This is a genomic window from Streptomyces sp. NPDC005752, assembly GCF_040630715.1.
Taxonomy (GTDB): domain Bacteria; phylum Actinomycetota; class Actinomycetes; order Streptomycetales; family Streptomycetaceae; genus Streptomyces.
In genome coordinates this window covers 104139-129481 of the sequence record NZ_JBEXYB010000025.1, presented here as the reverse complement: position 1 = coordinate 129481, position 25343 = coordinate 104139, and the positions used below count along the sequence as shown (strand labels likewise).

Annotated in this window: 22 protein-coding genes, 1 pseudogene and 1 riboswitch; of the genes and pseudogenes, 12 read left to right on the top strand and 11 right to left on the bottom strand. The window is 70.9% G+C overall.

What is annotated here, in order from left to right; genetic code table 11:
- Positions 1–91: 91 nt before the first annotated feature.
- A pseudogene (locus ABZ441_RS22035) lies at positions 92–328 on the top strand (pentapeptide repeat-containing protein); the annotation flags it as partial.
- 18 nt (positions 329–346) lie between these two features.
- Here the strand turns inward: ABZ441_RS22035 and ABZ441_RS22030 are convergent.
- From ABZ441_RS22030 to ABZ441_RS22020, 3 genes are all read right to left on the bottom strand, one after another.
- Entirely contained in the window at positions 347–844 is a 498-nt protein-coding gene (locus ABZ441_RS22030) for a hypothetical protein (RefSeq protein WP_031093423.1), read from the bottom strand.
- Positions 845–949: 105 nt separating this feature from the next.
- Complete coding sequence (locus ABZ441_RS22025) at positions 950–1600, bottom strand: response regulator transcription factor (protein ID WP_358976752.1); 651 nt, start codon at positions 1598–1600, stop codon at positions 950–952.
- Positions 1597–2925 carry a sensor histidine kinase gene (locus ABZ441_RS22020; RefSeq protein WP_358976749.1) on the bottom strand — a complete coding sequence of 443 codons (1329 nt, stop codon included), beginning with the start codon at positions 2923–2925 and terminating at the stop codon, positions 1597–1599. Before ABZ441_RS22020 ends, ABZ441_RS22025 begins: the two co-directional genes overlap by 4 nt.
- Before the next feature lie 174 nt (positions 2926–3099).
- Here ABZ441_RS22020 and ABZ441_RS22015 point away from each other — a divergent pair, with 174 nt between their 5' ends.
- On the top strand, positions 3100–3657 hold the full coding sequence (locus ABZ441_RS22015; RefSeq protein ID WP_358976746.1) for a heme-binding protein: 558 nt from the start codon (positions 3100–3102) through the stop codon (positions 3655–3657).
- A gap of 243 nt (positions 3658–3900) precedes the next feature.
- On the opposite strand, the gene ABZ441_RS22010 is transcribed toward ABZ441_RS22015, so the two are convergent.
- Both ABZ441_RS22010 and ABZ441_RS22005 read right to left on the bottom strand, forming a co-directional pair.
- Positions 3901–5490, bottom strand: a complete 1590-nt coding sequence (locus tag ABZ441_RS22010; protein WP_358976743.1) for a M4 family metallopeptidase — start codon at positions 5488–5490, stop codon at positions 3901–3903.
- Positions 5491–5700: 210 nt separating this feature from the next.
- Positions 5701–6276, bottom strand: a complete 576-nt coding sequence (locus ABZ441_RS22005) for a TerD family protein (protein ID WP_031093417.1) — start codon at positions 6274–6276, stop codon at positions 5701–5703.
- A 171-nt stretch (positions 6277–6447) separates the two neighbouring features.
- Here ABZ441_RS22005 and arfB point away from each other — a divergent pair, with 171 nt between their 5' ends.
- Positions 6448–6882 (top strand): alternative ribosome rescue aminoacyl-tRNA hydrolase ArfB, encoded by a 435-nt coding sequence (arfB, locus tag ABZ441_RS22000; RefSeq protein WP_358976739.1) that lies wholly within the window; start codon positions 6448–6450, stop codon positions 6880–6882.
- A 30-nt stretch (positions 6883–6912) separates the two neighbouring features.
- Here arfB and ABZ441_RS21995 read toward each other — a convergent pair whose 3' ends face one another.
- The gene (locus ABZ441_RS21995) at positions 6913–7419 is read right to left on the bottom strand and encodes a flavin reductase family protein (RefSeq protein WP_358976736.1); all 507 of its coding nucleotides are present in this window, start codon (positions 7417–7419) and stop codon (positions 6913–6915) included.
- 335 nt (positions 7420–7754) lie between these two features.
- On the opposite strand from ABZ441_RS21995, the gene cdgB reads away from it, so the two are divergent.
- Together cdgB and ABZ441_RS21985 are read left to right on the top strand one after the other, a co-directional pair.
- Positions 7755–9407, top strand: coding sequence for a diguanylate cyclase CdgB (gene cdgB, locus ABZ441_RS21990; protein ID WP_358976733.1), 1653 nt, complete (start codon positions 7755–7757; stop codon positions 9405–9407).
- A gap of 132 nt (positions 9408–9539) precedes the next feature.
- Positions 9540–10514: a carbohydrate-binding protein gene (locus tag ABZ441_RS21985; protein ID WP_358976730.1), complete on the top strand. Its 975-nt coding sequence runs from the start codon at positions 9540–9542 to the stop codon at positions 10512–10514.
- Between the two features lie 91 nt (positions 10515–10605).
- Here the strand turns inward: ABZ441_RS21985 and ABZ441_RS21980 are convergent, their stop codons facing one another.
- The 3 genes from ABZ441_RS21980 to ABZ441_RS21970 all read right to left on the bottom strand — a co-directional run bounded on the left by ABZ441_RS21980 (position 10606) and on the right by ABZ441_RS21970 (position 13786).
- Complete coding sequence (locus tag ABZ441_RS21980) at positions 10606–11538, bottom strand: 1-phosphofructokinase family hexose kinase (protein ID WP_358976778.1); 933 nt, start codon at positions 11536–11538, stop codon at positions 10606–10608.
- Positions 11539–11699: 161 nt separating this feature from the next.
- The gene (nagA, locus tag ABZ441_RS21975; RefSeq protein WP_358976727.1) at positions 11700–12854 is read right to left on the bottom strand and encodes an N-acetylglucosamine-6-phosphate deacetylase; all 1155 of its coding nucleotides are present in this window, start codon (positions 12852–12854) and stop codon (positions 11700–11702) included.
- The gene (locus ABZ441_RS21970; protein ID WP_358976724.1) at positions 12854–13786 is read right to left on the bottom strand and encodes an ROK family protein; all 933 of its coding nucleotides are present in this window, start codon (positions 13784–13786) and stop codon (positions 12854–12856) included. The genes nagA and ABZ441_RS21970 overlap by 1 nt, the downstream gene beginning before the upstream one ends.
- Positions 13787–14034: 248 nt before the next feature.
- Here ABZ441_RS21970 and ABZ441_RS21965 point away from each other — a divergent pair, with 248 nt between their 5' ends.
- From ABZ441_RS21965 to ABZ441_RS21940, 6 genes are all read left to right on the top strand, one after another.
- Entirely contained in the window at positions 14035–15264 is a 1230-nt protein-coding gene (locus ABZ441_RS21965) for an extracellular solute-binding protein (RefSeq protein WP_358976775.1), read from the top strand.
- 14 nt (positions 15265–15278) lie between these two features.
- Entirely contained in the window at positions 15279–15521 is a 243-nt protein-coding gene (locus tag ABZ441_RS21960; RefSeq protein ID WP_358976721.1) for a DUF3263 domain-containing protein, read from the top strand.
- Between the two features lie 154 nt (positions 15522–15675).
- A complete protein-coding gene (gene otsB, locus ABZ441_RS21955; RefSeq protein WP_358976718.1) occupies positions 15676–16539 on the top strand; it encodes a trehalose-phosphatase in 864 nt (287 codons plus the stop codon).
- An 85-nt stretch (positions 16540–16624) separates the two neighbouring features.
- Positions 16625–16954: a trypco2 family protein gene (locus ABZ441_RS21950; RefSeq protein WP_358976714.1), complete on the top strand. Its 330-nt coding sequence runs from the start codon at positions 16625–16627 to the stop codon at positions 16952–16954.
- A gap of 41 nt (positions 16955–16995) precedes the next feature.
- Complete coding sequence (locus ABZ441_RS21945; RefSeq protein ID WP_358976711.1) at positions 16996–20730, top strand: trypsin-like peptidase domain-containing protein; 3735 nt, start codon at positions 16996–16998, stop codon at positions 20728–20730.
- A gap of 35 nt (positions 20731–20765) precedes the next feature.
- Positions 20766–21281 carry a DUF4913 domain-containing protein gene (locus ABZ441_RS21940; protein ID WP_358976708.1) on the top strand — a complete coding sequence of 172 codons (516 nt, stop codon included), beginning with the start codon at positions 20766–20768 and terminating at the stop codon, positions 21279–21281.
- A gap of 54 nt (positions 21282–21335) precedes the next feature.
- Here the strand turns inward: ABZ441_RS21940 and ABZ441_RS21935 are convergent, their stop codons facing one another.
- Entirely contained in the window at positions 21336–22712 is a 1377-nt protein-coding gene (locus ABZ441_RS21935; RefSeq protein ID WP_358976705.1) for a trehalose-6-phosphate synthase, read from the bottom strand.
- 70 nt (positions 22713–22782) lie between these two features.
- The gene (locus ABZ441_RS21930) at positions 22783–23733 is read right to left on the bottom strand and encodes a glucosyl-3-phosphoglycerate synthase (RefSeq protein WP_358976772.1); all 951 of its coding nucleotides are present in this window, start codon (positions 23731–23733) and stop codon (positions 22783–22785) included.
- 153 nt (positions 23734–23886) lie between these two features.
- A riboswitch (SAM riboswitch) is annotated at positions 23887–24014 on the top strand.
- An 18-nt stretch (positions 24015–24032) separates the two neighbouring features.
- On the opposite strand from ABZ441_RS21930, the gene thrC reads away from it, so the two are divergent.
- Complete coding sequence (gene thrC / locus ABZ441_RS21925) at positions 24033–25331, top strand: threonine synthase (RefSeq protein ID WP_358976702.1); 1299 nt, start codon at positions 24033–24035, stop codon at positions 25329–25331.
- Positions 25332–25343: the final 12 nt, after the last annotated feature.

Here is a 25343-nt window from a genome sequence, read left to right as displayed (position 1 = left end):
CAGCAGCCTCGGCTACCTCAGCCCCGCCGAGTACGAGACCGCAATCGCAGCCTGACCACCACACCAATGGTGTCCGTCAAAGCGGAGCAAGCTCACGGAGCCGGATTTCGGGGAGGCGCAGCTGGTGCGGGTGGAGTTCCGGGACTGTGTGCTGAAGCGCGCGGACTTCAGTGCCGTGCGGATGGAGTCCGTCGATCTGCGTACGGTCGCCGAGCTGGACATCGCGCGGGGCGTGGAGCGTCTGGCGGGTGCGGTGATCAGCCCGTCCCAGCTCATGGAGCTGGCTCCGGCGTTCGCGGCGCAGATCGGGGTGCGGGTGGAGGCCTAGTCGGGGGCTCCGGGGCCGTCAGAGGCGAGGGAACCGGGCCTGGAGGTCCCAGACGACCGGGTTGTCGGCGAGGCCTTCGTGCATGTCGGCCAGGTCGGCGATCAGGTCGTGCAGGAAATCGCGGGCCTCGCGGCGCAGCAGGGAGTGGCTGAAGGTGAGCGGGGGCTCGTCGCCGGGCATCCAGTCGGCCTCGACGTCCACCCAGCCGAAGCGTCGCTCGAAGAGCATGCGGTCGGACGATTCGGTGAAGTCGAGCTCGGCGTACTGCTGGCGGTGCGAGCGGTTGCCCCTGGGGTCGCGGTCGATCTGTTCGACGATGTCGCAGAGTGCCCAGGCGAAGTCGAGCACGGGTACCCATCCCCAGGCTGTGGACACTTCCCGGTCGGCCTTGGTGTCGGCGAGGTAGACGTCCCCGGAGAACAGGTCGTGCCGCAGGGCGCGGACGTCCGCGCGGCGGTAGTCGGTCTGCGGGGGGTCCGGGAAGCGCCGGGAGAGGGAGTAGCCGATGTCGAGCACGGTCCGATGGTGTCATGCCGCGTGGGGCGTCCCGCGCCGGGCCGCAGCCACGGGGCGTGACCCGTCAGTGCCGCGTGAGCGCACCCTGTTCGCCCGGTGGCCGGGTCACGGGAGCAGGCGTTGTTCCTTGGCTACGGAGACCGCTCCCGCCCGGGTGTCCACACCGAGCTTCTCGTAGATCCGGCCCAGGTGGGTCTTGACGGTGGCCTCGCTGATGAAGAGGGCTCGTGCGATGTCACGGTTGCCGAGGCCCTGTGAAAGCTGGCCCAGGATGTCGAGTTCGCGTTCGGTCAGGGTGGGTCCGGGGCTGCGCATCCGGGCCATGACGCGGCTGGCGACCGGCGGTGAGAGTGTGGTGCGGCCCTGGGAGGCGGCGTGGATCGCGGCGAAGAGCTCTTCCGGCCGTTCGGCCTTCAGCAGGTAGCCGGTGGCCCCCGCCCCGATGGCCCGGGTGATGTCGGCATCGGTGTCGTACGTCGTGAGGACGAGCACGTTGACGGTGCCGGTTCCTGCGGCTGAGATCCGGCGGGTGGCTTCGACGCCGTCGATGCCGGGGCCCAGCTGGAGGTCCATCAGGACGACGTCGGGGCCGAGCCTGGCGGCGAGGGCGACGGCCTCCTCCCCGCTGCCCGCCTCGCCCACGACCTCGATGTCGGGTTCGCCTCCGAGGAGGGCGAGCAGTCCGGCCCGTACGACGGCGTGGTCGTCGCAGAGCAGGATGCGTACGGGTCGTCCGGGTCGTACGGGCGGCGTCATGCGGGTTCCTCCGGGGTCGGCGGGGTGGTCCGGGGCAGGGGTACGGCCGCGGACAGGACCGTGCCCTCACCGGGCGCCGATTCGATGGTCAGGGTGCCGCCGAGCTGCTGGACCCGGGCCCGCATCGCCGGCAGCCCGTGGCCGCGTACGTCTTCGGGCGGGCGCGGTGCCGTCAGGTCGGGACCGAAGCCCCGGCCGTTGTCGGCGACGTCGAGGGCGACCCGGTCACCGAGGTGGGTCAGGGTCAGCGCGGCGACCGTGGCCTCCGCGTGCTCGGTGATGTTCGCGAGGGCACCCTGCGCGATCCGCAGCAGCGCCGACTGCACCCGGTCCGGCAGCGCGGCGGCCGGCACGCCCTCCACATGGCAGCGAACGGTGAGGCGGCCCCCGGCCTGAGCGGTCTCCCGGGCGGCGAGGGCGCGCAGCGCCGCCTCCAGCCCGCCGCCCTCCGCGAGGTCGGCGGGGGCGAGGTCGTGCACGAAGCGGCGCGCCTCGGCGAGGTTGCGCTCGGCGATGCCCGTAGCCGTCAGGACGTGGCGGCGTGCCGCGACCGGGTCGGTGTCCCAGGAGCGGTCGGCGGCCTGGAGCAGCATCTGCTGGCTGGAGAGGCCCTGGGCCAGGGTGTCGTGGATCTCCATGGACAGCCGCTGGCGTTCGGCGAGGGTGCCTTCCCGGCGTTCGGTGGCGGCGAGTTCCCGCCGGGTGCGCAGCAAGTCGTCGATGAGTTCGCGCTGGCGTAGGCCCTGGCGCTGCATATGGACGAAGACGGCGGTCGCGACGGCGGCGACGGCGGGTGTCGCCAGGACGGTGTTCGGATCGAAACCGGTGGCGAGCCGCAGCTGTGCGGCGACGACGAACAGGGTGAGCAGCGCGACGAGTACCAGGGCGGCGCGCGGCGGCAGTATCCGCAGGCCCGTGTAGAAGAGCGGGACGGCGCACCACGCGAAGCTCGGTGCGAGGACGACCAGGACCATCCAGACGACGACGAGGACGACGAGCCAGGCCGGTCGTCGGGGGGTGGGGCGGGAGCCGAGGACCGGCCCGAGCAGGTACAGCACGGCGAGGACGGCCGACAGGGCGATGATCCAGGGGGCACGAGTCTCGCCGGGGTGGCGCATGAGGAAGCGCGCGAGCGAGGCGCCGAGCAGCAGGAAGAACGCGGCGTGCATGAGGAAGGCCATCCACCGGGCGTCCGGGTCGTCCGCCCGGCCCGTCCGGTGTGCCGTGTCCGGCTCGGTTCCGTTCCGCCGCACCTCGTACCCCGTGCTCCCTCGATCGTGGCTGTGCCCCGCGCCCCGCGCCACCGGCCTGCGCGGACACCTCATGGTCACCCCCCGGAGACGGCCTCGCATCAACCGATCGGCTGACGGGGCCGTCGGCCGGTGCGGGTGCGGCTTCCAGCCGGTACGCCGACGGTGCGGGCCCGGATCCGGCCGGAGGATCGAGAGCAGGAAGCCGGACGGTTCGAGACGGCGCCGCCACCAGCAGAGGAGACCCCCATGAAGAAGATGTCGCACCGCACCCGAGTCCTGACCGGTGCCGTCGCCGTAGCCGCCCTGGGTGCCGGGACCTTCGGCGCGATGTCCGCGAACGCGTCGACCCCCGCTGCCGCGCCGGCCGCCGCGGTGAAGGCCGATGCCTCCGACCGGAATCTCCGGCAGTCCACGCACCTGACCGTCGCCGCCGCAGCCGAGGCCGCGCAGGCCGCCCTGGACGCCGCGAAGAAGGAGAACCAGCGGATCTCGGTGGCCGTCGTCGACCGTGACGGCAACACCCTGGTCACCCTGCGCGGCGACGGTGCGGGCCCGCAGTCCCCCGAGTCGGCCGTGAAGAAGGCGTACACCGCCGTCTCCTGGAACGCGCCCACCTCCGAGCTCGTCAAGCGTCTGGAGCAGGCCCCCAACCTGAAGGACATCCCCGGCACGCTGTTCCTGGCGGGCGGCTCACCCGCGCGGGTCAAGGGCGCTCCGGTGGCGGGCATCGGCGTCGCGGGGGCCCCGAGCGGCGACCTGGACGAGAAGTTCGCCGCGGCGGGCGTCGCCGCGCTCGGCCGGTGACCGGTCCGGCGGGCGCGGCGGCCCCCGGAGACCAGTCGCAGCCGAGCGATGTGCGGGCTGCCGCGACGAAACGGTCCTGCACATCGGACCCACGGAAGAAGGAGGCTGCGGCCCTTTCCTCCGGGGCGTCCCGGGAGGCTGCCTGAAGTGCCTCGGGGCCGGACCTGACGGAGCTCGGGGACGTCCGGCCCAACGGCGGGAGCCGGCCCGCCAGAGGCGGACCGGCTCCCGGATGCGCGGGTGTTACTTGACGTTGACCCCGGTCCAGGCGGCGTCGACGGCCTTGAGCTCGGCGCTGTCGGCCCCGAACAGGTCCGTGGCCGCCTTCTCGGTCGCCTCGCGGGCGCCCGCGTAGTCGGTGCTCGACGTCATGTGGACGGAGAGTGCCTTGTACCAGATCTGGTAGGCCTTCTGGCGGCCGATGCCCGTGACCGTGGAGCCGTCGGCGGTGGGGGAGTCGTAGTCGACGCCGTCGATGGTCTTGGCGCCGCTGCCCTCTGCCAGCAGGTAGAAGAAGTGGTTGGCGACGCCGGACGAGTAGTGCACGTCGAGGTCGCCGACGCCGGCGTCCCAGTAGTCCGCCGAACCGCCGTCCTTGCTCGGCTTGTCCATGTAGCGCAGCGGGGTTCCGTCACCGTTGATGTCGATCTTCTCGCCGATGAGGTAGTCCCCGGCGTCGGTGCTGTTGTCGGCGAAGAACTCGACCGAGGAGCCGAGGATGTCGCTGGTCGCCTCGTTGAGCCCGCCCGACTCGCCCGCGTAGTCGAGGTTGGCGGTGGCCGCGGTCAGGCCGTGGCTCATCTCGTGGCCCGCGACGTCGATCGCGGTGAGCGCGCTCTTGTCGTCGGCGCCGTCGCCGTAGGTCATGCAGAAGCAGCTGTCGTCCCAGAAGGCGTTGACGTAGCCGGTGCCGAAGTGGACGCGGGAGTAAGCGGCCTTGCCGTCCCCGGCTATGCCGTCGCGGCCCAGCTCGGACTTGTAGAAGTCCCAGGTCTTCGCCGCGCCGTAGTGGGCGTCGACGGCCGCGGTCTGGCGGTCGGCGCCGGTGCCGTCCCCCCAGGTGTCGTCGGCGTCGGTGACGAGGTCGCCGGTGCCGGTCTGGCCCTGGCCCAGGTCGTACGTCTTGTGGCCGCCCCGGTCGCCGTCGGTCAGCTCGAAGCCCGAACCGCCCTTGGTGGTCGAGAGCGTGACCTCGCCGCTGTACTGGCTGTTCCCGGTGCCGGTCTCGACGGCCTCGAAGCTGTGCAGCTTCTTGCCGGTCGTGGCGTCCGTGATGGTGTGCATCCTGCTGGGCGTGCCGTCCTTCTGCACTCCGGTCTTCACCGTCTCGAAGGCGAGGACGGGCTTGCCGTCGCCCGCCCAGACGACCTTGCGGGCGCTCGCCGCGGACTTCACCTTCGGCTGCGTCGAGGGGACGGAGATGCGGGCGTCGGTGGCCTTGTCCGCGCCCTTGGACCTGCCGTCGGCCGCGGTGTGCGTGACGAGGTCGCCGCCGAGGACCGGCAGCCCTGCGTAGGTGCGCTCGTAGCGGGTGTGCACGGTGCCGTCGGCGTCCTTGATCACATCACGGACGATCAGTTTCTCCTGGCTGCCCAGCCCGAGGGACTCGGCGGCCGCCGGGGCGTCGGCCTGCGCGGTCCGGAGGGCGACGCCTCGCTGGCCCGCCGTGTTCACGCCGAGGGTGGTGGCTCCGGCGGTGGTGCGGGCGGAAGAGGCGCCGTCGCTCGTGGTGTTGGAGCCGGCCGAGGCTGTACCCGTCTGTACGCCGACGACGACCATCGCGGCAACTGCGGTCAGGGCGGCGGCGCGACGGGTGTTCATGTGGGGGGTCATGCCTTCTCCGTTGCTCGTACCTGTGGGGGGTTACGAGCCGAGAGCGTGCCACCGAATGAACACTTTTGACGGAGTGCCGACAATTACCACACAAGTTTTTGACCAGTTCTTGTCCGACTGGGGTGCTCTTGTGTCCGCTATATGACGCGGACGCGCGGGAGCCCCCGTCCGACCGGAGTCGGACGGGGGCTCCCGTGAAAAGCCGTTACGTCAGAGGTTGACGCCGAAGTCCTGGGCGATGCCGCGCAGGCCCGAGGCGTAACCCTGGCCGACCGCGCGGAACTTCCACTCGGCGCCGTTGCGGTAGAGCTCGCCGAAGACCATGGCGGTCTCGGTCGCGGCGTCCTCGCTCAGGTCGTAGCGGGCGATCTCCGTGCCGCCGGCCTGGTTGATGATGCGGATGAAGGCGTTCCGCACCTGGCCGAAGTTCTGGCTGCGGGCCTCGGCGTCGTAGATGGAGACCGGGAAGACGATCTTGTCGATGTCCGCCGGGAGGCCCGCGAGGTTGACGTTGATCTGCTCGTCGTCGCCCTCGCCCTGGCCCGTGACGTTGTCACCGGTGTGGACGATGGTCTGGTCCGGCGTCGCCTTGTTGTTGAAGAAGACGAAGTGGCCGTCGGAGTAGACCTTGCCGGCGGTGTTGACCGCGATCGCCGAGGCGTCGAGGTCGAAGTCGGTGCCGGTGGTGGTGCGGACGTCCCAGCCGAGGCCGACCGTGACGGCGGTCAGGCCCGGGGCCTCCTTGGTGAGCGAGACGTTGCCGCCCTTGGACAGGCTTACAGCCATGGGAAGTCCCTTTCCTCGTCGTGTGCGGGCTTCGTGCCATCACGAAGCTACCGTCACCCGTCCTAACGCAGACAAGAGACCACGAGGTTCCTGCTCGCTTTACTTTCTTTGCCGAACTTCTGGCCGAACGCTCGCAAAACAAGGTGACGGGCGGGTCGCACTCCGGGGAACATGGGTGTCATGTCCGGGCCCTATGTCATCCGCGGTTCGGTCTCCCTGCCGGAGGCCGAACTCATGTGGCGTTTCTCGCGGTCCTCGGGGCCCGGCGGGCAGCACGTCAACACCAGCGACTCACAGGTGGAGCTCCGCTTCGATCTCGCGGCCACCCAGGCGCTCCCCGAGGTCTGGAAGGACCGCGCGCTCGAACGCCTCGCGAGCCGCCTGGTGGGCGGGGTCGTGTCCGTGCGCGCCTCGGAGCACCGCTCCCAGTGGCGCAACCGGGAGACGGCCGCCGTGCGGCTCGCCGCGCTCCTGGCGGAGGCCACGGCGCCGCCGCCCAGGCCGCGCCTCAAGAAGAAGATCCCGCGCGGGATCAACGAGCGCCGGCTGCGCGAGAAGAAGCAGCGGGGCGACACGAAGCGCGGGCGCTCCGGCCGCGACTGGTAGGAGGCGCCCGGTCCGGGGCCGCCGTGCCGGTCAGCCCAGCTGGCGGTAGCGGCCCTTGAAGTAGGCCAGGGGCTCGCCGTCCGCGCTCGGCAGCGACGCCGTCAGTACCCGGCCGATCACCAGCGTGTGGTCACCGGCGAGGACGCGCTGCTCCGTGCGGCACTCGAGGGTGGCCAGTGCCCCGCCCACCAGGGGTGCTCCCGCGATCTCACCCCGTATGTACGGGATGTCCTCGAACAGCAGCCGATCGCTGATCCGGCCCTTCATGGCGAACCGTCCGGCGATGTGCCGCTGGCTCTCCGTGAGTACCGACACCGCCCACAGGGGCTGCTCGGCGAGCAGGTCGTCCATCCGCGAGTCGTTGCGCAGGCTCACCATGACGAGGGGCGGGTCCAGCGAGACCGACATGAAGGCGGTCGCCGTCATCCCGACGTCCTCGCCCCGGCCGTGCTCGTCGAGCGGCGGCTCCTGGGCGGTGATCAGCACCACGCCTGCGGCCAGGCGGGAGAGGGCGGCGCGGAATTCGTCGTCGGTCACCCCTTCAGCATGGGGGACGGCTTGCGGGCGCGGGGCGGAGGAGGTCTTCTGCGGCACACAGGCACGCTAGTGCCGCCGGACGGGCCACCGCATCGGACCGAGGGACCAGCAAGGTCCTAGGACTCCGGGACGATGTGCGTTCGGGAACGACGGCTGCTCCCAGCAGGCGCATAGGCAACCCTTACCAATTCCTGTGACTTGAGTCACAGAGAGCAATATTTGTTGACCCTGTGTACCGGGCCTACAGCTCAGTGTGATTCAGTGGCCGTGACACTGCGATAAGTACGTCGATATGAAGCCTGGAGTTGCTGTCGAGGTCTCAGGGAGTGCGAGCGATGGAGGCCGAGTCGGAGCCGTACGTCCGTCTTGCGACGATGCGGCAGTTGCACCAGGCCGTCGCTGATCTCAACACGGCGCGCAGCCTGGCGGACACGCTGCAGTCCGTGGCCGACGGCATCGTCACCGGCCTCGGTTACGAGCTGGGCTGCGTGAACCTCGTCCGCCCCGACGGTGATCTCGTCGTCGCCGCCTTCGCCGGCAACAGCGCGGCGGAATCCCTGATCACCGGCCGTGTCGGGTCCCGCGACTCCTGGGAGCGCAGGCTGTCGATGGGCGAGGCCTGGGACGAGCTCCGGTTCATACCCCACACCGAGGGCTGGGTGCTCCTCGACGACGACGTTCCGCAGTGGCACACGGAGGGGCCGGAGCCCCGTTTCGAGGACGAGTGGCACCCCCTGGACCGCCTCTACGCCCCCATGTACGCCTCCGGCGGAGGTCTGGACCTCCTGGGGGTCATCTCGGTCGACAGGCCGCGCAACGGCCGCCGCCCCGGCGCCTGGGGCCGTGAGGCCCTCCAGATGTACGCCTCCCAGGCGGCCATTGCGATCAGTAACGCCAGGCTGCGAGCAAACATGCAACGCGCCCTGGTCAGGCTCGAGCGCGAGCAGCAGGCACTCCGGGCCAGCGAGGAATCCTTCCGCCAGGCGTTCGAGTACGCCCCCAGTGGGATGGCCATCGCCGAGATGGGCGGTGACCAGCACGGCAGGCTGCTGCGCACCAACGACGCGCTCTGCCGGCTCATGGGCCGCCCCGCGTCCGTCCTGCGCCGCTACTCCTTCGCCGACCTCGTCCATCCCGAGGACATAGGCACCCTGCTCCGTACGTCCGCCGAGGGCGGGCGGGCCGAGCTGCGGCTCGGGCGCAGGGACGGCACCTATCTCTGGGTCTCGCTGCGCAACTCCGTCGTCGCCGACACCACCGACGGCCCGCGCTTCCTGCTCACGCACGTCGAGGACATCGAGGAGCGCAAGCGCAACGAGCTGCACCTCGCCCACCGCGCCTCGCACGACGCCCTCACCGGTCTGCCCAACAGCGCCGAACTGCGCTCCAGGCTCGGTGCGCGGCTGTGTGAGAGGCCTCACTCGGTCACCTCGTCCGCGATCGAGGCGCTGGACGCCGCTTACGGCGACATCGAGAGCGCGGTGCACGGTTACCGGGCGGACGGCTACGAGGGGGAGGTCGCGCCGGGCGTCGGCCCCTACGACCACCACGTGCACGTCGTGGCGCCCGACCCCGAGCGGGACGACGGGACCAAGGGGCTCGCCGTCCTCTTCTGCGACCTCGACGGCTTCAAGTCCATCAACGACCGCTTCGGACACCACGCGGGTGACGCGGTTCTCATCGAGGTCGCCCGTCGCCTCACCACCTGCGTACGGGACGGTGACACCGTCGCGCGGCTCGGGGGTGACGAATTCGTCGTCCTCGCGGACGGCCTCGGGGCGGCAGATGCCGCAGATCTGGCCGTACGCTTGCGTAACGCCATCATTCCGCCCATCCGGGTGGACGGCCGGGCAGTCAGGGTCGGGGCGAGTTTCGGTATCGGCTGGGCCGAGTGCGGCATGACCGAGGAAGAGGTCCTGCACTCCGCCGACCAGCGGATGTACGTGGAGAAGCGGTCCCGATCGAAGGTTCACCGTAGAGCCGGCTGACGTTCACGCCCTGGCTGTCCCCGTGCACCGCCCGGTTTTCCGGGGGACCGAGGGCAATTCGACGCTTGCTCCGTTCGGGGTAGGCTCGGCCGGTCGGCGACGGCTGGCGAAATGGTGAGGAGTGACCCAGGGATGACGGCCGGGAACAACGGCGCGAGCAAACCCGAGGACGACGATCCGTTCGGCTATCTGTACGAGGACGGCCGGGCGGCGGGCGCACAGCCGCCCGGGCAGGGTGGTTACGGCTACCCGGGTCCGGCGGCGCAGCCCGGCGTGCCCAGAACGTCGTACAACCAGGTGCGGACGGTCGGTGAGCGCCAGTACGGGCAGGTCCCGCCGCAGTACGGCCAGCAGCCCCAGCAGTACGGCGGGCCGAACCCGCAGTACGCGGCGCCGGAGACCTACCCCGGTGGCGCGGTCACCGCGCAGCACGGAGCGGTTCCGCACGGCGGCGGTGGCGGCAGGAACGCCGGCCCCGGCCGTGGCGGCCCGAACACGAAGGCGCTGCTGATCGCGGCCGTCGCCGTGGTCGCGGTGGTGCTCATCGGGATCGGTGCGGCGCTGATGACGGGCGAGGACAGCGACACCAAGAAGAACGACGCCGGTTCGTCGGCGGGTCCGGCCGACGAGGTCGAGGATTCCCCGAAGCCGGAGAAGTCCACGAAGCCGTCCGACGAGCCCGTCGACCTGCCCGAGCAGGACGCGGCGACGCTGACGCTCGGTGGCACGGCTTCCCTGGACAACACGGTCAAGGGTGCCAAGAGCGCCAACGGCCAGTACATCAGCCTCAACGAGGTCGGCCGGTCGGCCACCTGGACGGTCGATGTGCCGGAGAGCGGTCCGTACACGCTCTTCGTGACGTACGGCGTGCCGGGCAAGGACGCCAAGACGTCGCTCACGGTCAACGACGGCGACCCCCGGTCGATCAACATGGAGAACTTCGCGCACGCCGCGGAGGGCGACCTGGAGAAGGGCTGGACGAGGACGTACGCGTACGTCCAGCTCGAGAAGGGGTCGAACAAGCTGATGCTGTCGTGCAACGAGGGCGACTCGTGCGACGCCAACCTCGACCAGCTGTCGCTGAAGTCGGGTCAGACCAAGGGCTAGCCCTGCGCCGTCGCGGTCCGGCATCCCGTACCACCGTCGTCCCGGTCATCGCCGCGAGCGAGCCGGGACGACGTGTTTTCCGGACCGGGTCTCAGGCGGCCGCCGCGTGCTGTTCGACGGTGACGCGGGTCAGCAGGTCCTCGTAGGCGGCGGGGTCGAACTCGCCGGCCGCCGGGGCCAGTACGGTCGCCGTCGAGAGGGCGACCGCGCGCGTCAGCCGGTCCTGCCAGCCCAGCCCCTCGGCGAGCGCGGACAGGAGTCCGGCCACGGCGGAGTCGCCCGCGCCCGTGGGGTTGCCCCGCACGGCGGACGGTGGTGCGGCTCGCCAGATGCCGTCGGGGGTGACAGCGAGGAGCCCGTCCGGGCCGAGTGACGTGACGACGCTGCGCGCACCCCGGCGGCGGGCGTCGCGGGTGGCGCGCAGGGGTTCCCGGGCGCCGGTGAGCTGGGCGAGCTCGTGGGCGTTCGGCTTGACGAGGTCGGGGCGGGCGGCGATGCCGCGGCGCAGCGGTTCGCCGCCGGTGTCCAGGAGGGTGGGTACGCCCGCGGCCCGGGCGAGCCGGATCAGGTCCGCGTACGCGCCGACGTGTATGCCCGGCGGCAGGCTGCCGCAGAGGGCTACGGCTTCGGCTCCCGGGAGCAGCTCCCCGTAGGTCCGCAGGAAGGCCGTCCACTCGTCGCTGCCGATGTGCGGGCCGGGTTCGTTGAGCTGGGTGGTGTCCCCGGTGGAGCCGTCGACGACGGCGATGGTGCGGCGGGTGTTCCCCGCGACCGGGACCAGCGCGTCGTCGGGTCCGTGGGGGAGGGCGCCGAGCAGGTCGCGCAGGACTGCGCCGGTGGCGCCGCCGGCGAAGCCGGTGACCACCGTGTCGTGCCCCAGTGCGGACAGCACCCGGGCGACGTTGAGGCCTTTGCCGCCGGGGCGTTCGGTGACGTCGCCGACGCGGTGGCTGGAGTGCGGGACGAGCGCGGGGACGGCGTAGGTCAGGTCGAGTGCGGTGTTCAGCGTGACGGTCAGTATCACCTGCACCGGCCCCCGGTTCCTTGGTCGTCCGTTCCCCCGCGCCGCTCTCTACGGCGCTGACCTGGCGATCATGCCAAAGAGGCGGCGGCCGTCCCAGGTGTGCGGGACAACCGCCGTCTCTTCGTTACGTGTTGTGCGGGATGCCGGACGGTGGCGCACCGTCACCCGATGCGGGGTTCGACGATCCACTCGCCGCGGCGCATGACGCCCCTGAGGGCGAAGTCCGCGTCCAGGACCACCAGGTCGGCGTCCTTGCCCGGGTCGAGCGAGCCGACCCTGTCGTACAGACCGAGGAGCCGGGCAGGGTTGGCCGAGATGGACCGGACGACGTCGTCGACGGGAATCCTGTCGAGGGTCACGGCCCGGCGGAACGCGGTGTCCAGGGTGAGGGTGGAGCCGGCGATCGAGCCGCCCTCCACCAGGCGCGCGACGCCGTCCTTGACCTCGACGGCGAGTGGGCCGAGCTCGTAGTGGCCGTCGCCCGCTCCGGCCGCGTCCATGGCGTCCGTGATCAGTGCGACCCGGTCGGCGCCCGCGTGGTGGTAGGCGAACTGCAGGGCGGCGGGGTGCAGATGCGTACCGTCGTTGATCAGCTCGACCGTGATCCGCTCGTCCTCCAGGAGGGCGGCGATCGGCCCCGGCGCGCGGTGGCCGAGGGCGGGCATCGCGTTGTAGAGGTGCGTGGCGACGGTGGCGCCCGCGTCGATGGCCTCGACGGTCTGCTCGTACGTCGCGTCCGTGTGGCCGACGGCGGCGATCACCCCGTGTTCGGCGAGCAGCCGTACGGACTCGATGCCGCCGGGGAGTTCGGTGGCGAGGGTGACCATCCTCGCGCTGCCCCGGGCCGCGTCGAGCAGCTTGCGTACCTCGGAGGGGTCGGGGTCGCGGAGCAGCCCCTCGCTGTGGGCGCCCTTGCGGCACGGGGAGATGAAGGGGCCCTCGAAGTGGATGCCGGCGAGCTCGCCCTGCTCGACCAGTTCGGAGAGCATGCCGGCCTGGCGGGCCAGGAAGTCCATCTCGCCGGTGACGGTGGAGGCGACCACGGTCGTCGTGCCGTGTGCGCGGTGTGCCCGCGCCCCGGCCAGTACGTCCTCGGCGGTGCCGGTCGCGAAGGACGCGCCGCCGCCGCCGTGGTTGTGGATGTCCACGAATCCGGGGACCACCCAGTGGCCGGTGAGGTCGACGGTCCGGGCGTCCTCCCGCGTACTGCCGGCGATCCGGGTGCCCTCGACGATCACCCGGCCGTTCTCGACGGTCCCGGTGGGAAGCACCACGCGGGCACCTGCGAGAACCGTGCTGTCTGCGCGTCCGGCCATCAGGCGGAAACCTCCGTGGAGAGTAGATCCCAGGCGAGCAGCCCTGCGCCCAGGCATCCGGCGGTGTCCCCGAGGGCCGCCGGGACGATGTGGGGCAGCTTCTGGAACGTGACCCGTTCCTCGACGGCCGCACGCAGTGGTGTGAACAAGGTTTCCCCCGCCTCGGCGAGACCGCCACCGATGATGAGCGTGCGGGGGTCCAGCAGAGTGAGCGCGGTGACCAGTCCGGCGGCGAGCGCGTCGACTGCGTCCCGCCACACGCGCAGGGCCGCCGGGTCGCCCGAGGCGACCGCCTCCGCACAGTCGGCGGCGTCCGCGTCCGGGTCGCCTGACGCGGTGGCCCAGGCCCTGGACACGGCGGCGGCCGAGGCGAGGGTCTCCAGGCAGCCGCGCTGTCCGCAGCCGCAGTCCGGGCCGTCGGGGCGGACCACGATGTGGCCGATCTCGCCCGCGTAGCCGTGGGCTCCCGCCTCGATGGTGCCCGCGATGCCGATGGCGCCGGCGATCCCGGTGCCCAGGGGCACGAAGAGGAAGCGGTCCGCGCCGCGGCCGGCGCCGATCCGCCCCTCGGCGAGCCCTCCGGTCCGGACGTCGTGGCCGAGCGCGACGGGTATGCCGCCGAGCCGTTCACCGACCAGTTTCCGCAGGGGCAGGTCACGCCAGCCCAGGTTGGCGGCGTAGACGGCGATCCCGTGTTCCGCGTCGACGATGCCGGGCACGGCGACCCCCGCGGCGACCGCGCCCTCGCCGAGGTGCTCCTCGCCGTAGGCGTACAGATCCGCGGCGAAGGCGAGGATCGTCTCCACGACGGCTTCGGCACCGCGCTCCCTGCCGGTGGCCCGGCGCGCCTCGTGGAGGAGGGTGCCGTCGGCCCCGACCAGAGCGGCCTTCATTCCTGTGCCGCCCACATCGAGGGCGATGACGTGTCTCACGGAAGACAGTTTCGCCCGCCGACCCCTAAAAGGTCTAGTCCACTAGCCCCGTTTGTTGAGCACCCATACAAAACGGTCCTGCTAGATTGCCGGATCGGTGCACAGGTGGTTTAGACCTCCGCGTGCACGTGAGGCAGGGTCGCGGGCCGTCGTCGGAGTGGTGACGTCCGCGCAGGGCGATTTCGAAGGATGGCAGGGCTGTGCACCGGCGCTTTGTGGGTCTGACCGCGGTAGTGGCCGCACTCGGTATGACGGCGGCGCTGTCGGGGTGCGGTTCGGACACGGGAGGCGGCGACGTCACCCTGCGGCTGGTCGCCGCCGACTACGGCACAGGTGCTGAGAACAGTTCCCAGAAGTACTGGGACGACGTCGCCGGGAAGTTCGAGAAGGCCAACCCCGGCATCGGCGTCGAGGTCAGCGTCTACTCCTGGAAGGACGTCGACCGTAAGGTCGCCGAGATGGTGAAGGCCGGCAAGGCACCCGACATCGCGCAGATCGGGGCGTACGCCGACTACGCCGAGGCGGGCAAGCTCTACGCCGCCGACGAGATGATCGCCATCCGCACCGCTTCCAACTTCCTGCCCTCGCTCACCGACGCGGGCGAGTCCAACGGCGGTCTGTACGGTCTCCCGTTCGTGGCCAGCACCCGGCTGCTCTTCTACAACAAGGGCCTGTTCGCCAAGGCGGGCCTCGGGGCCCCGCAGACCTGGGACGACATCAAGAGCGACGCGGCCGCGCTCAAGCAGCGCGGCGTGACCTACCCCTTCGCCCTGCCGCTCGGCCAGGAGGAGTCCCAGGCCGAGACCCTGATGTGGCTGCTCAGCGGGGGCGGTGGCTACACGGACGAGGTCGGCAACTACGCCATCGACTCCCCGGCCAACGTAGCGACCTTCCAGTGGCTGAAGAGCAACCTCGTCGGCAAGGGCCTCACCGGCCCCGTCGCCCCCGGGAAGCTCGACCGGGCGAAGGCCTTCGACGCGTTCACCAAGGGTGAGGTGGGCATGCTCAACGGCCACCCGACGCTGATGCAGGAGGCCGAGAAGAAGGGCGTCGAGGTCGGCATGGTCCCGCTCCCCGGGATCGAGGGACCCACCCAGGGCTCGATGGGCGTGGCCGACTGGATGATGGGCTTCAAGCAGAACGGACACCGGGCGGAGATAGGCAAGTTCCTCGACTTCGCCTACACGGACGACAACGTGCTGGCCTTCGCCGACCAGTACGACCTGCTGCCCGTGACCAGCAGCGCGTCCGCCGCCATGGAGGCGGACAGCAAGCACAGGTCGCTGCACGAGTTCCTGTCCGCCCTGCCGAACTCGCAGCTGTACCCGTTCGGCAAGACGTCATGGGCGCAGGCCAGCGAGACGATCAAGGAGAGGATCGGCTCCGCGGTCGAACCCGGCGGTAACCCTGAGAGCGTGCTCGTGGAGATCGCCGCCCAGGCCCGGCAGGCGGAGAGCGCGGGCCGGGGAAGCAGGTAGGTAGGTTGGTTCATATGACCGCCGACCCCGCTGATCCGCTCTCCGTCCAGGAACGCGCGGTGCTGGCCCTGGAGCGGCGCTCCTGGCCCGGTCCCGGAGCCAAGGAACGGGCGGTACGGGAAGAGCTGGGCATCTCACCGGTCCGCTACTACCAGCTGCTCAACGCGCTCCTGGACGACCGCCGCGCGCTGGAGGAGGACCCGGTCACGGTGAACCGCCTGCGCCGGGTCCGAGAGGCGAGGCGCGGCCGCCGCTGAGCCGCGAGGGCTCCGGCGCCGGGGCCGGCCTCGCCGGTGTTCGAGTCCGCCCGTCCCGGGTCAGAAGCACCGGGTCCGTTCGAAGGGTCGGGAACAGGCCGCCGCGGACGCCGCGCCCCCGCCGGACACCCCCGGTCACCGATACGCTCGGACCATGGGTAACCCGGCACACCCCCTCCCGACCCCGTCCACCCAGGCCGGCCGCGACGGCCTCGCCGCGCTCCTCGCACGCCCCGCCCGCGCGGTCGTCGCGCTGGACTTCGACGGCACGCTCGCCGACATCGTCCCGGACCCCGAGCAGTCCCGCGCCCACCCCTCCGTCGTCCCGGCGCTCTCCGCACTCGCGCCCCGGGTCGCCGCCGTCGCCGTCATCACCGGACGCCCGGCCGACACCGCGGTGCGGTACGGCGGCTTCGCCGGAGCGCCCGGCCTGGACCACCTCGTCGTGCTCGGGCACTACGGCGCCGAACGCTGGGACGCCGCCACCGGGGCCGTCAGCGCCCCCGCCCCGGATCCCGGCGTCGAGGCCGTCCGGGCGGAGCTCCCGGCGGTACTGGAGGAGCTGGGTGCCGGTACGGACAGCGGTACCTGGATCGAGGAGAAGGGCGGCCGCGCCGTCGCCGTGCACACCCGCCGCGCAACCGACCCGCAGGCCGTGTTCGAGGCCCTGCGCGCCCCGCTGTCCGCCCTCGCCGCCCGCAACGGCCTGATCGTCGAACCGGGCCGCCTGGTGCTGGAGTTGCGCCCGCCGGGCATGGACAAGGGCGTGGCACTGGAGGAGTACGTGAAGGAGGCCGGCGCCGAGGTGGTGCTCTACGCCGGCGACGACCTCGGCGACCTCGCCGCGTACGCCGCCGTGGAGAGGCTCCGCGCCCGGGGCGTACCCGGCCTGCTGGTGTGCAGCGGCACCGAGGTACCCGAACTGGCCGAGCGGGCGGATGTGTTGCTGCCGGGTCCGGCAGCGGTGGCCCAGTGTCTCGCGGCGCTGGCGGAGCGTTGTCGGCCGGAATCAGGCTGAGTTCCTCCCCTCGAGTGCTTGCCTGTGCCAATCTTTGGGTAATTCCTGTGCACTGTCTGGTGGAAGTGACAGCAGGAGCAGGGCTGTGCTGGGGGGCGTGGTGGCGGACGATGGAACGGGGCATGGCGACTGGCTCGACCTGGCCGATGCCGTAGGACTGCTGCGTGACCAACTGGCCTCGGCTCAGGCCGCAGCCCAGGGGTCGGATGTCCGGTTCCGGGTCGGCGAAGTCACCGTGGAATTCGCTGTGCAGCTGACTCGTACGGGGTCGGCCGGCGGCGCGCTGCGCTTCGGTGTGGTCGGCCTGGACGGCAAGCGGGAGCGTGCGAGCAGCGCTACACACCGGATACAGCTGACTCTGCACCCCCGGCCGAGCTCGGGAGGCGATCTCGAGATCGGCGACTTCGACGGCTGAGCACGGCGCGCGGGTGCGAGGGTGACCGGTCGGGGGGTGCCGTGAAGCTGGACCATGTGGTTCAGGTGCGAGCGTGCGGTGGCGCGGCTGCCGACGGGTCTTTCGGGACGGGGTGTCTCGTCGGTCCCGGCCTCGTGCTGACCGCGGCACATCTCATCCGCACGGAGAGCGGCCTTCGGACCTCACTCACCGTCTTCTTTCCGACCGCGGACGAACCCGGTCCGTGGGAGGCGCGCCTGCTCTGGCTCAGATACGACGACATCGTGGACGCAGCCCTTCTCTCACTGACCGGATCGTCCGGGCCCGGCGCGGGGGGCATCGAGCCGCAGCGGTGGGGGGATCTCGTCACCACGACGTCAGCTCATCCGGTGGAGGCCTTTGGCTATCCGCGCAGTCAGCACATCACCTGGGCACCCGGCGGCTCCCGGGGACGCTTCCGGGCGGAGGAACACCTCGACGGGCGGATCAGCCCGGCCACCGGTCGTTCGGCCCGCCACTGGGAACTGCTGAGCAACGATCCGGTGCCCGCCGGGGAGGGGCCGGGGTGGGCGGGCATGTCGGGAGCTCCTGTCTTCAGCGGAGACCTTCTGCTGGGCGTGGTCCGGCGGGACCGGAGGGCCACGGCGGGCGCTCGGCTGACCGCCACCCGCGCCGGCGAGCTCCTGAAGGACGAGAGTTTCCGTGTGGCCCTGAGCGCCGCCTCCGGTGGTCACGAGCCGGTCGCCGAACCTGCCGAACTGACGTCGCTGCTGGACCCTGCCGCACCGGAGCGGAACGTGCGCTCGCCGGCGATGCTGCTGCGCGCCGATGTCGAAGCCGCGCCGTTCCGCGGGCGGGGGAGCGAGATTCGGCAGTTGCTCGACTGGTGCGTCGGGCAGTCGCCACAGGTCCGTGGTGGGAATCTCGCGGTCCGGGTGCTGACCGGTCCCGGTGGCCAGGGCAAGAGCCGGATGGCCCGGCAGGTGGTAGGTGCCGTCCGGCGGGAACATAGCTGGGTGAGCGGTCTTCTGCGCGCGGATCTCGGTGACGAGGCCTGGTACGGCAACGGCCTCTCGTCGGTCACGGACGAGAGTCTGCGGGCCTTCGGGGCTTGCGCACGGAACCTGCTGCTCGTCGTCGATTACGCGGAGACCCGGCCGCGCTGGATCCGCCACCTCATCGATCGGCTGCGCGATGTGGCGAAGGCCGGGCACACCGTACGGCTCCTGCTGGTGGCCCGCTCCTCCGGCGGGTGGCAGCTCGACCCGTACGAGGCGGGGCACGTCGCGCACGAGATCCTCGCCCTCGCACCGACCACCGAACTCGGCCCGCTGGACGTGTCATCGGCAGACCGCCGGGCTGCCTTCGAGGCGGCACTGCACGGGATAGCGAACAGGCTCGCGCAGACGGAGGACTACCAGGGGTACGGCTGGGCGGCCCTCGCCGGCGGAATGCCCGCCCCCGCCGACATGTCCGGCCGCAGATACGCGACCGCGCTCAACGTGCAGATGGAAGCGCTGGTCGCCTTGCTCCAGGCGGGTCCCGCGCCGCTGGAGGCCGTTCCCGGGGAGGCGGTCGAGGCGACTCTGCTGCGCCATGAGGAGCGCTACTGGGAGCGTACGCTCCGAGCCGACGGAGACCTGAAGCTGCCGCTTCCCCTGATGCGCCGAGTCGTCGCGGCCGCCACTCTGTGCGGCGCTGCCGACGAGGAGGAGGCGATGGCGGTGGCGAGCCGCGTCCCAGGCATGGGCGCGGCGCAGCATTGGCAGGTGGCCGAGTTCGTAGGGCGGCTCTATCCAGCGGCCCATGACGCGTTCTGGGGCTCCCTGCAGCCCGACCGGGTGGCTGAGTACCAGGCTTCGACCACCGCGATCGAGGTTCCCGGCCTGCTTCCCGCGCTCATGCTCGGAGCGGGGCCGGCCCAGCAGGTGCAGGCGATGACGGTGCTGACCCGTTCTGTCGTGGCGCACGCCAACGCGGGCCGCGCGCGGCTCCGTGACGCGGTCCTGCAACAGCTCGGTGTGCTGCTGGACCGGCAACTGTTCGACACCGACGTGCTGAGAGCGGGCGCGGCGGCGCTCCCGCAGTCGTCCAGCGCACTGGCCCGGTTCGCCGGCTCCCTGACCGGGCGGCTGGTGGACCGCTACCGCGGGACGGCCGGAGCGGAGGACGGCGAGGACGGGCTGGCCTGGTCGTTGATGGAGCGTGCCCGGCGCGTGGGCGGGCTGGGGGACTGGCGCGGAGCGCTGGACGCAGCCGAAGAGGCGCTGGCCATCTGCCGCAGACAGGCCGCCACTCACCCGGAGGAGTACGAGCGGCTACTGGTCGACGGACTGATACAGCTGTCGAGCCAGCAATGGGAGGCCGGCCAGGGGCGCGCATCCCTCGCACTGGTGGAGGAGGCGGTCGCGCTGTGCCGGAAGCTGGAACGGAGCGGCCCCGGTACCGCACGGGAAGCATTGGCCAAAGCGCTGAACTCACTCGCCTTCAGCTTGGACGACATCACTCGGTGGGCGGAGGCAGGGGACGCAGCGCGGGAGTCGGTCGCGATCCGCCGCAGGCTGGCCGAGCAGGACGCGTCGTACTTGGCGTCCTACGCGGAGTCGTTACGCACGTTGGCGGTCTGCCAGACCGACTTGGGGGCGTTGGAGGAAGGACAGGCCACCGCGGAGGAGGCGCTGGCCATCGAGCGCAGGCTGGCCGGCGAGAACCCGGACGCCTATACGGCATCTCTCGCTCGCACACTGAACAGGATGTCCTGGCACTACTGGCGCGCCGGCATGGCCCTCCAGAAGACGAAGGCGGCTTCGGAAGAGGCGGTCGCCCTGCGGCGGCGTCTGGCCGCCGACAACCCGGACACGTACAACGCCGACCTCGCGCACTGTCTGGTGAACCTGGCGGCGAGTCAGCCGGACGAGGAGAGCCTCGAGACCTCCTTCGAGGCGCGCGAACTCTATGACCGTGTGGACGTCGCCGCTCCCATCAGGCGCAAGGTCGATCTGCGTCTGCTGTACCGCAACAGGGCCCTCACGCTGTGGAGAATGGAGCGTCGCGAGGCAGCCTTCGGTGCCATAGCCGAGGCGGTTTCATTCAGCAGGGAACTGCATGCCGACAACCCGGCGGCTCATGGTCGGAGGCTGGGCGATGATCTCGGCACCCAGACGTGGTTTCTCGAACAGGCCGGGCGGTTGCAGGAGGCGCTCGAGGCGGCCGAGAAGGAGCTCGTCGTCCGGCGTGAACTCGTGGCGCTCCACGCCGCCGTGCATGAGCGGGATATGGCCAGGACTCTGTTCGACAAGGCGCGGTTCCTCAGCGACCTCGGCCGCACGCAGGAGGCACTGGACACGGCGGTGGAGTCGGTGGAGGTGTACGGACGGCGATGGCGAGAGGCCCCCGACCAGATGACGTGGGATTACGCCGAGGCTCTCGCGCTGGTCTCAGGGCTGATGGCATTCCTTTCTCTGGGAGATGACCCGATCCCGCCCAGGCGGCGAGCTGTGGAACTCCTGCGTACGGAGGTCGGCCGGACGCCCGAGGCACAGGAACGGCTGGCGTCACATCTGTACGAGCTGGCCCGCCTGGAGTACGTGGCCGGTGGTATGCCCCACCTCTTGCGCGGACTGCCTCCGGCACGTGAAGCCACGGAGATATACCGACAACTCGCCCAGGGATCAGCGTCACCGCCGCGTACCACCCTTCTGGACGCGGCGAGGCGATGGGTGCTGCTCCTGGAGGCCTGCGGGCGCAGGTCCGAAGCCTTTGATGTGCGACGACGATTCGGTCTGGCGGAGGCCTGACCGGCCCATGGAAGCGATTGCAGGAGGCATGACCGATGGCGGAACAGCAGGACGAGTCGATGCAGCGTGGCGATGACACGGAAGGCGGCCCGACGGGCGAAGAGACGGCCGACGGGGCGTTCGTGTTCGATTCGGTGGCCGTGTTCTACGACGAGTACCTGGCTCAGATCCTGTGCCGGCCCGTCGGCGCGGGAACGCTCGCCTGGTGCGCCGACTGGTGGCTGCACCCCGAAGCGATCGTGAGGATCACGGCGCTGTGGCGCGCTTTCGAGTACCTCAGGACTGACGCGTCCCTCGGCATGTCCAACTGGTGGCTGCACCACGCGGATCCACACCTGGGCGTCCTCATGGACCCTCGTACCGGGCCCTTCGCTCTGTGTACCGGCCCTCTGGGGCACAGCGGCGACATCGGTCCGCTACCGAGCAATCCGTCTCCGCCGGACATGTGGGACGACCCCGCCTTCTCGGTCAACGCCTCGCAGCACGACGAGAGCGATCAGGCGGAGCGCGGGAAGGAGGCGGCCGGAGCAGGCGGCGCGGGCGGCGTCTGACGAGTCGTGAGCGGAAGGTCGCGGGACGCGCACCGGGGACAGCTCTCCCGGTTCTCAATTCCGCAACGCGTCAAGCTGGTCCAGGAACCACTGCTGCGGCGGCAGCGCCGTCGCGGCGGTGGCCAGCCGCTTCGAGCGGGCGCCGCGCTCGTCGGGGTCCATCGTGAGCGCGTCGTGCAGTGCGGTCGCCGTGGCCGACACGTCGTACGGGTTGACCACGATCGCGTCCTCGCCCAACTCCTCGTACGCCCCGGCCTCCCGGGAGAGCACGAGCGCGCAGCCGTGGTCCGAGACGACCGGGACCTCCTTGGCGACCAGGTTCATGCCGTCGCGGATCGGGTTGACCAGGGCCACGTCCGCCAGCCGGTACGCCGCCAGGGATCGGGCGAAGTCGTCGTCGACCTGGAGCAGGACAGGGGTCCAGCCCTCCGTGCCGAAGTCCGCGTTGACCGTGTCGGCGACCCGCTGGACCTCCGCCGTGTAGTCGCGGTAGACCGCGAGGTCCTGCCGCGAGGGGTAGGCGAAGGCGATGTGCACCACGCGTTCCCGCCACTCGGGGCGCTCCTCCAGCAGCGCCCGGTAGGCGTGCAGCCCTCGGACGATGTTCTTGGAGAGCTCCGTGCGGTCCACCCGCACGATCGTGCGCCGGTCCGCGCCCACCTGCTCCCGCAGGACCTCCATGCGTTCGTCCACGTCCGCCTCGCGGGAGCGGCGGCGCAGGAAGTCCGCGTCGGCGCCCAGTCCGTGCACCCCGATGCGGGTGTGGCCGGTGCCGCCGAGGATCTCCGTGCAGCAGCCGATGAAGGCGTCCGCCCAGCGGCGGGTCAGGAAGGCGGCGCGGTCGGCACCCAGGATGCCCTTGAGCAGCTGTTCGCCGATGTCGTCGGGCAGCAGCCGGAAGTAGTCGACGGGCGCCCAGGGGGTGTGCGAGAAGTGCCCGATCCGCAGGTCGGGGCGCAGCTCGCGCAGTATGCCGGGGACCAGCGAGAGGTGGTAGTCCTGCACCAGGACGGCGGCGCCCTCGCCCGCCTCCTCGGCGAGGGCCTGGGCGAAGGCCCGGTTGTACGCCTCGTAGGAGGCCCACTGCCGGCGGAACTCCGCGTCGAAGACGGGCTCCACCGGTGTCTGGTAGATCATGTGGTGGACGAACCAGAGCACCGAGTTGGCGATGCCGTTGTACGCGTCGGCGTGGACGCCGGCGTCGATGTCGAGCATCCGGACGCCGGGCTCGGACACCCCGCGCCGGACCGCCTCGCGGTCACCGTCGCTCAGGGCGGCGCACACCCACAGCTTGTCGTCGACGGCGCTGAGGCCGGAGACCAGCCCGCCCCCGCCGCGTTTCGAGTCGAGCGTGCCGTCCTCCCGCAGTGCGTACGACACCGGGCCGCGGTTGGACGCGACGAGGACCTGGGCAGCGTGCTCGGAGACCATGTACCCGAACCTAGCCCGTTCGGGAAGCCGCCAAACGTGAAGCGCGTGCGGAGACGGGTGTAAGGAACCGTTACGCCGCACTCCGTGACGCGTACTCCGCGATCTCCCGCATCGGCGGCCGCTCCTCGGTGTCCACCGGGTGGGTGCGGGGGACGAAGCCGTCGGGGCCCCGCTCGAACTGGGTGATCTCGGGCCGTACGAGCGACCCCCTGGAGAGCCTCAGCTGGGCCGTGCGGTAGATCGTGGCCGCCATCCGGCCGAGGGCCTGGCCGTCCTGGTGGCGGTGCCTGCGCACGCCGACGTCGACCTGTGCCAGCGCGTCCAGGCCGACCGTGTGCAGCGCGTCGACGAGCAGGCCCAGCTCCACCCCGTAACCGACCGGGAAGGGAAGCCGCTCGAGCAGGGAGCGCCGCACCGCGTACTCGCCTCCCAGCGGCTGGACGAAGCCCGCCAGCAGCGGCCAGTGCAGGTTGAGCAGCGGGCGGGCCACGAGTTCGGTCACCCGGCCGCCCTGGCCGGCGGTCTCGCCCAGCGGCCGGTCGTACATGGCCTTGACGAACTGCACGGAGGGGTCGGTCAGCAGGGGGCCGACGATTCCGGAGACGAAGTCCGCCGAGAACTCCTTGAGGTCGGCGTCGACGAAGCACACGATGTCTCCGTCGGTGACCAGCAGCGATCGCCACAGCACCTCGCCCTTGCCGGGGAGGGCGGGGACCCTCGGGAGTATCGCGTCCCGGTGCACGACCCGGGCGCCGGCCCGGCGGGCCTCCTGGGCGGTCCCGTCGGTGGATCCGGAGTCGATCACCACCAGCTCGTCGACGAGCCGGACCTCCTCCATCAGCTCGCGGCGGATCTCCGCGACGATCGCGCCGACCGTCGCCTCCTCGTTCAGCGCGGGCAGGACGACGCTCACACGCGAGCGGTGCGGATCCCTCGCCCGCGCGGCGGTGAGCCGGTCGAGCGGGCGGTCGGCAGCTGACCAGGAACGCCTGGTCAGCCAGCGTTCCACCTCTTCCAGCACGGTCGATACTCCCTGTATGTGATCCATCTCGCGGTTCGGACGACTATCTCAACCGTCCAGTGCTTCGGTTACAGTCTTGAACAACGCGGATGACCCTCGCATGTCGGGGTCGGTCCGCGAATAAACGCCCGGATCCATGGTCCGGTGCCATAGCGCTCATCCAGAGGGACTGAGGGAACGGCCCGTCGAAGTCCCGGCAACCCTCCTGCCGGCCGCGAGGTCACGGTGGGGAAGGTGCCAATTCCGTCTTGCGGCGAAATACGTCGCGAGGAAGATGAGGAGAAAGGGCCTCCGCCATCATGGCCGTGCAGACAGTTGCAGAGAACACCGATTCTTCCGCCGTGGACCTCGGTCCCGCCGCAGCACTTTCCTGCCGCGAATGCGGCGAGCGTTTCGAGCTCGGCCCCATTTTCGCCTGTGTGTCCTGTTTCGGGCCGCTCGAAGTGGCGTACGACCTGCCGAGCGGCTCCCCCGAAGAGCTGAAGAAGCGCATCGCCGAGGGCCCGGACAACATCTGGCGCTACGCGCCGCTGCTGCCCGTCCCCTCCGACGTCGCCGACAAGCCCAACATCAACCCCGGTTTCACGAAGCTCGTGAAGGCCGACAACCTCGCCCGTGAGCTGGGCGTGACCGGCGGCCTGTACGTCAAGGACGACTCCGGCAATCCGACGCACTCCTTCAAGGACCGTGTCGTCGCGATCGCCGTCGAGGCCGCCCGTGCCTTCGGGTTCACCACCCTCTCCTGCTCCTCCACCGGCAACCTCGCCGGTGCGGTGGGTGCCGCCGCCGCCCGCGCCGGCTTCCGCTCCTGCGTGTTCATCCCGCACGACCTGGAGCAGGGCAAGGTCGTCATGGCCGCGGTGTACGGCGGTGAACTGGTCGGCATCGAGGGCAACTACGACGACGTCAACCGCTTCTGCTCGGAGCTCATCGGCGACCCGCTCGGCGAGGGCTGGGGCTTCGTCAACGTCAACCTGCGGCCGTACTACGGCGAGGGCTCCAAGACCCTGGCGTACGAGATCTGCGAACAGCTCGGCTGGCAGCTGCCCGACCAGCTCGTCATCCCGATCGCGTCCGGCTCGCAGCTCACGAAGATCGACAAGGGGCTGCAGGAGCTGATCAAGCTCGGCCTCGTCGAGGACAAGCCGTACAAGATCTTCGGTGCACAGGCCGAGGGCTGCTCCCCGGTCTCCACCGCCTTCAAGGCCGGCCACGACGTGGTGCGCCCCCAGAAGCCGAAGACGATCGCCAAGTCCCTCGCGATCGGGAACCCGGCCGACGGTCCGTACGTCCTGGACATCGCCCGGCGCACCGGCGGCGCGGTGGAGGACGTCAACGACGAGCAGGTCGTGGACGCGATCAAGCTGCTGGCCCGCACCGAGGGCATCTTCGCGGAGACCGCGGGCGGGGTGACGGTCGGTGTGACGAAGAAGCTGATCGACGCCGGTCTGCTCGACCCGGCCCTGACGACCGTCGTCCTGAACACCGGCGACGGGCTGAAGACCCTGGACGCGGTCGCTCCCACGACGGGCCTGTCGGCGACGATCCGGCCCAGTCTGGACGCGTTCCGCGACGCGGGCCTCGCCGCCGCCAACTGACCACCCGAGACC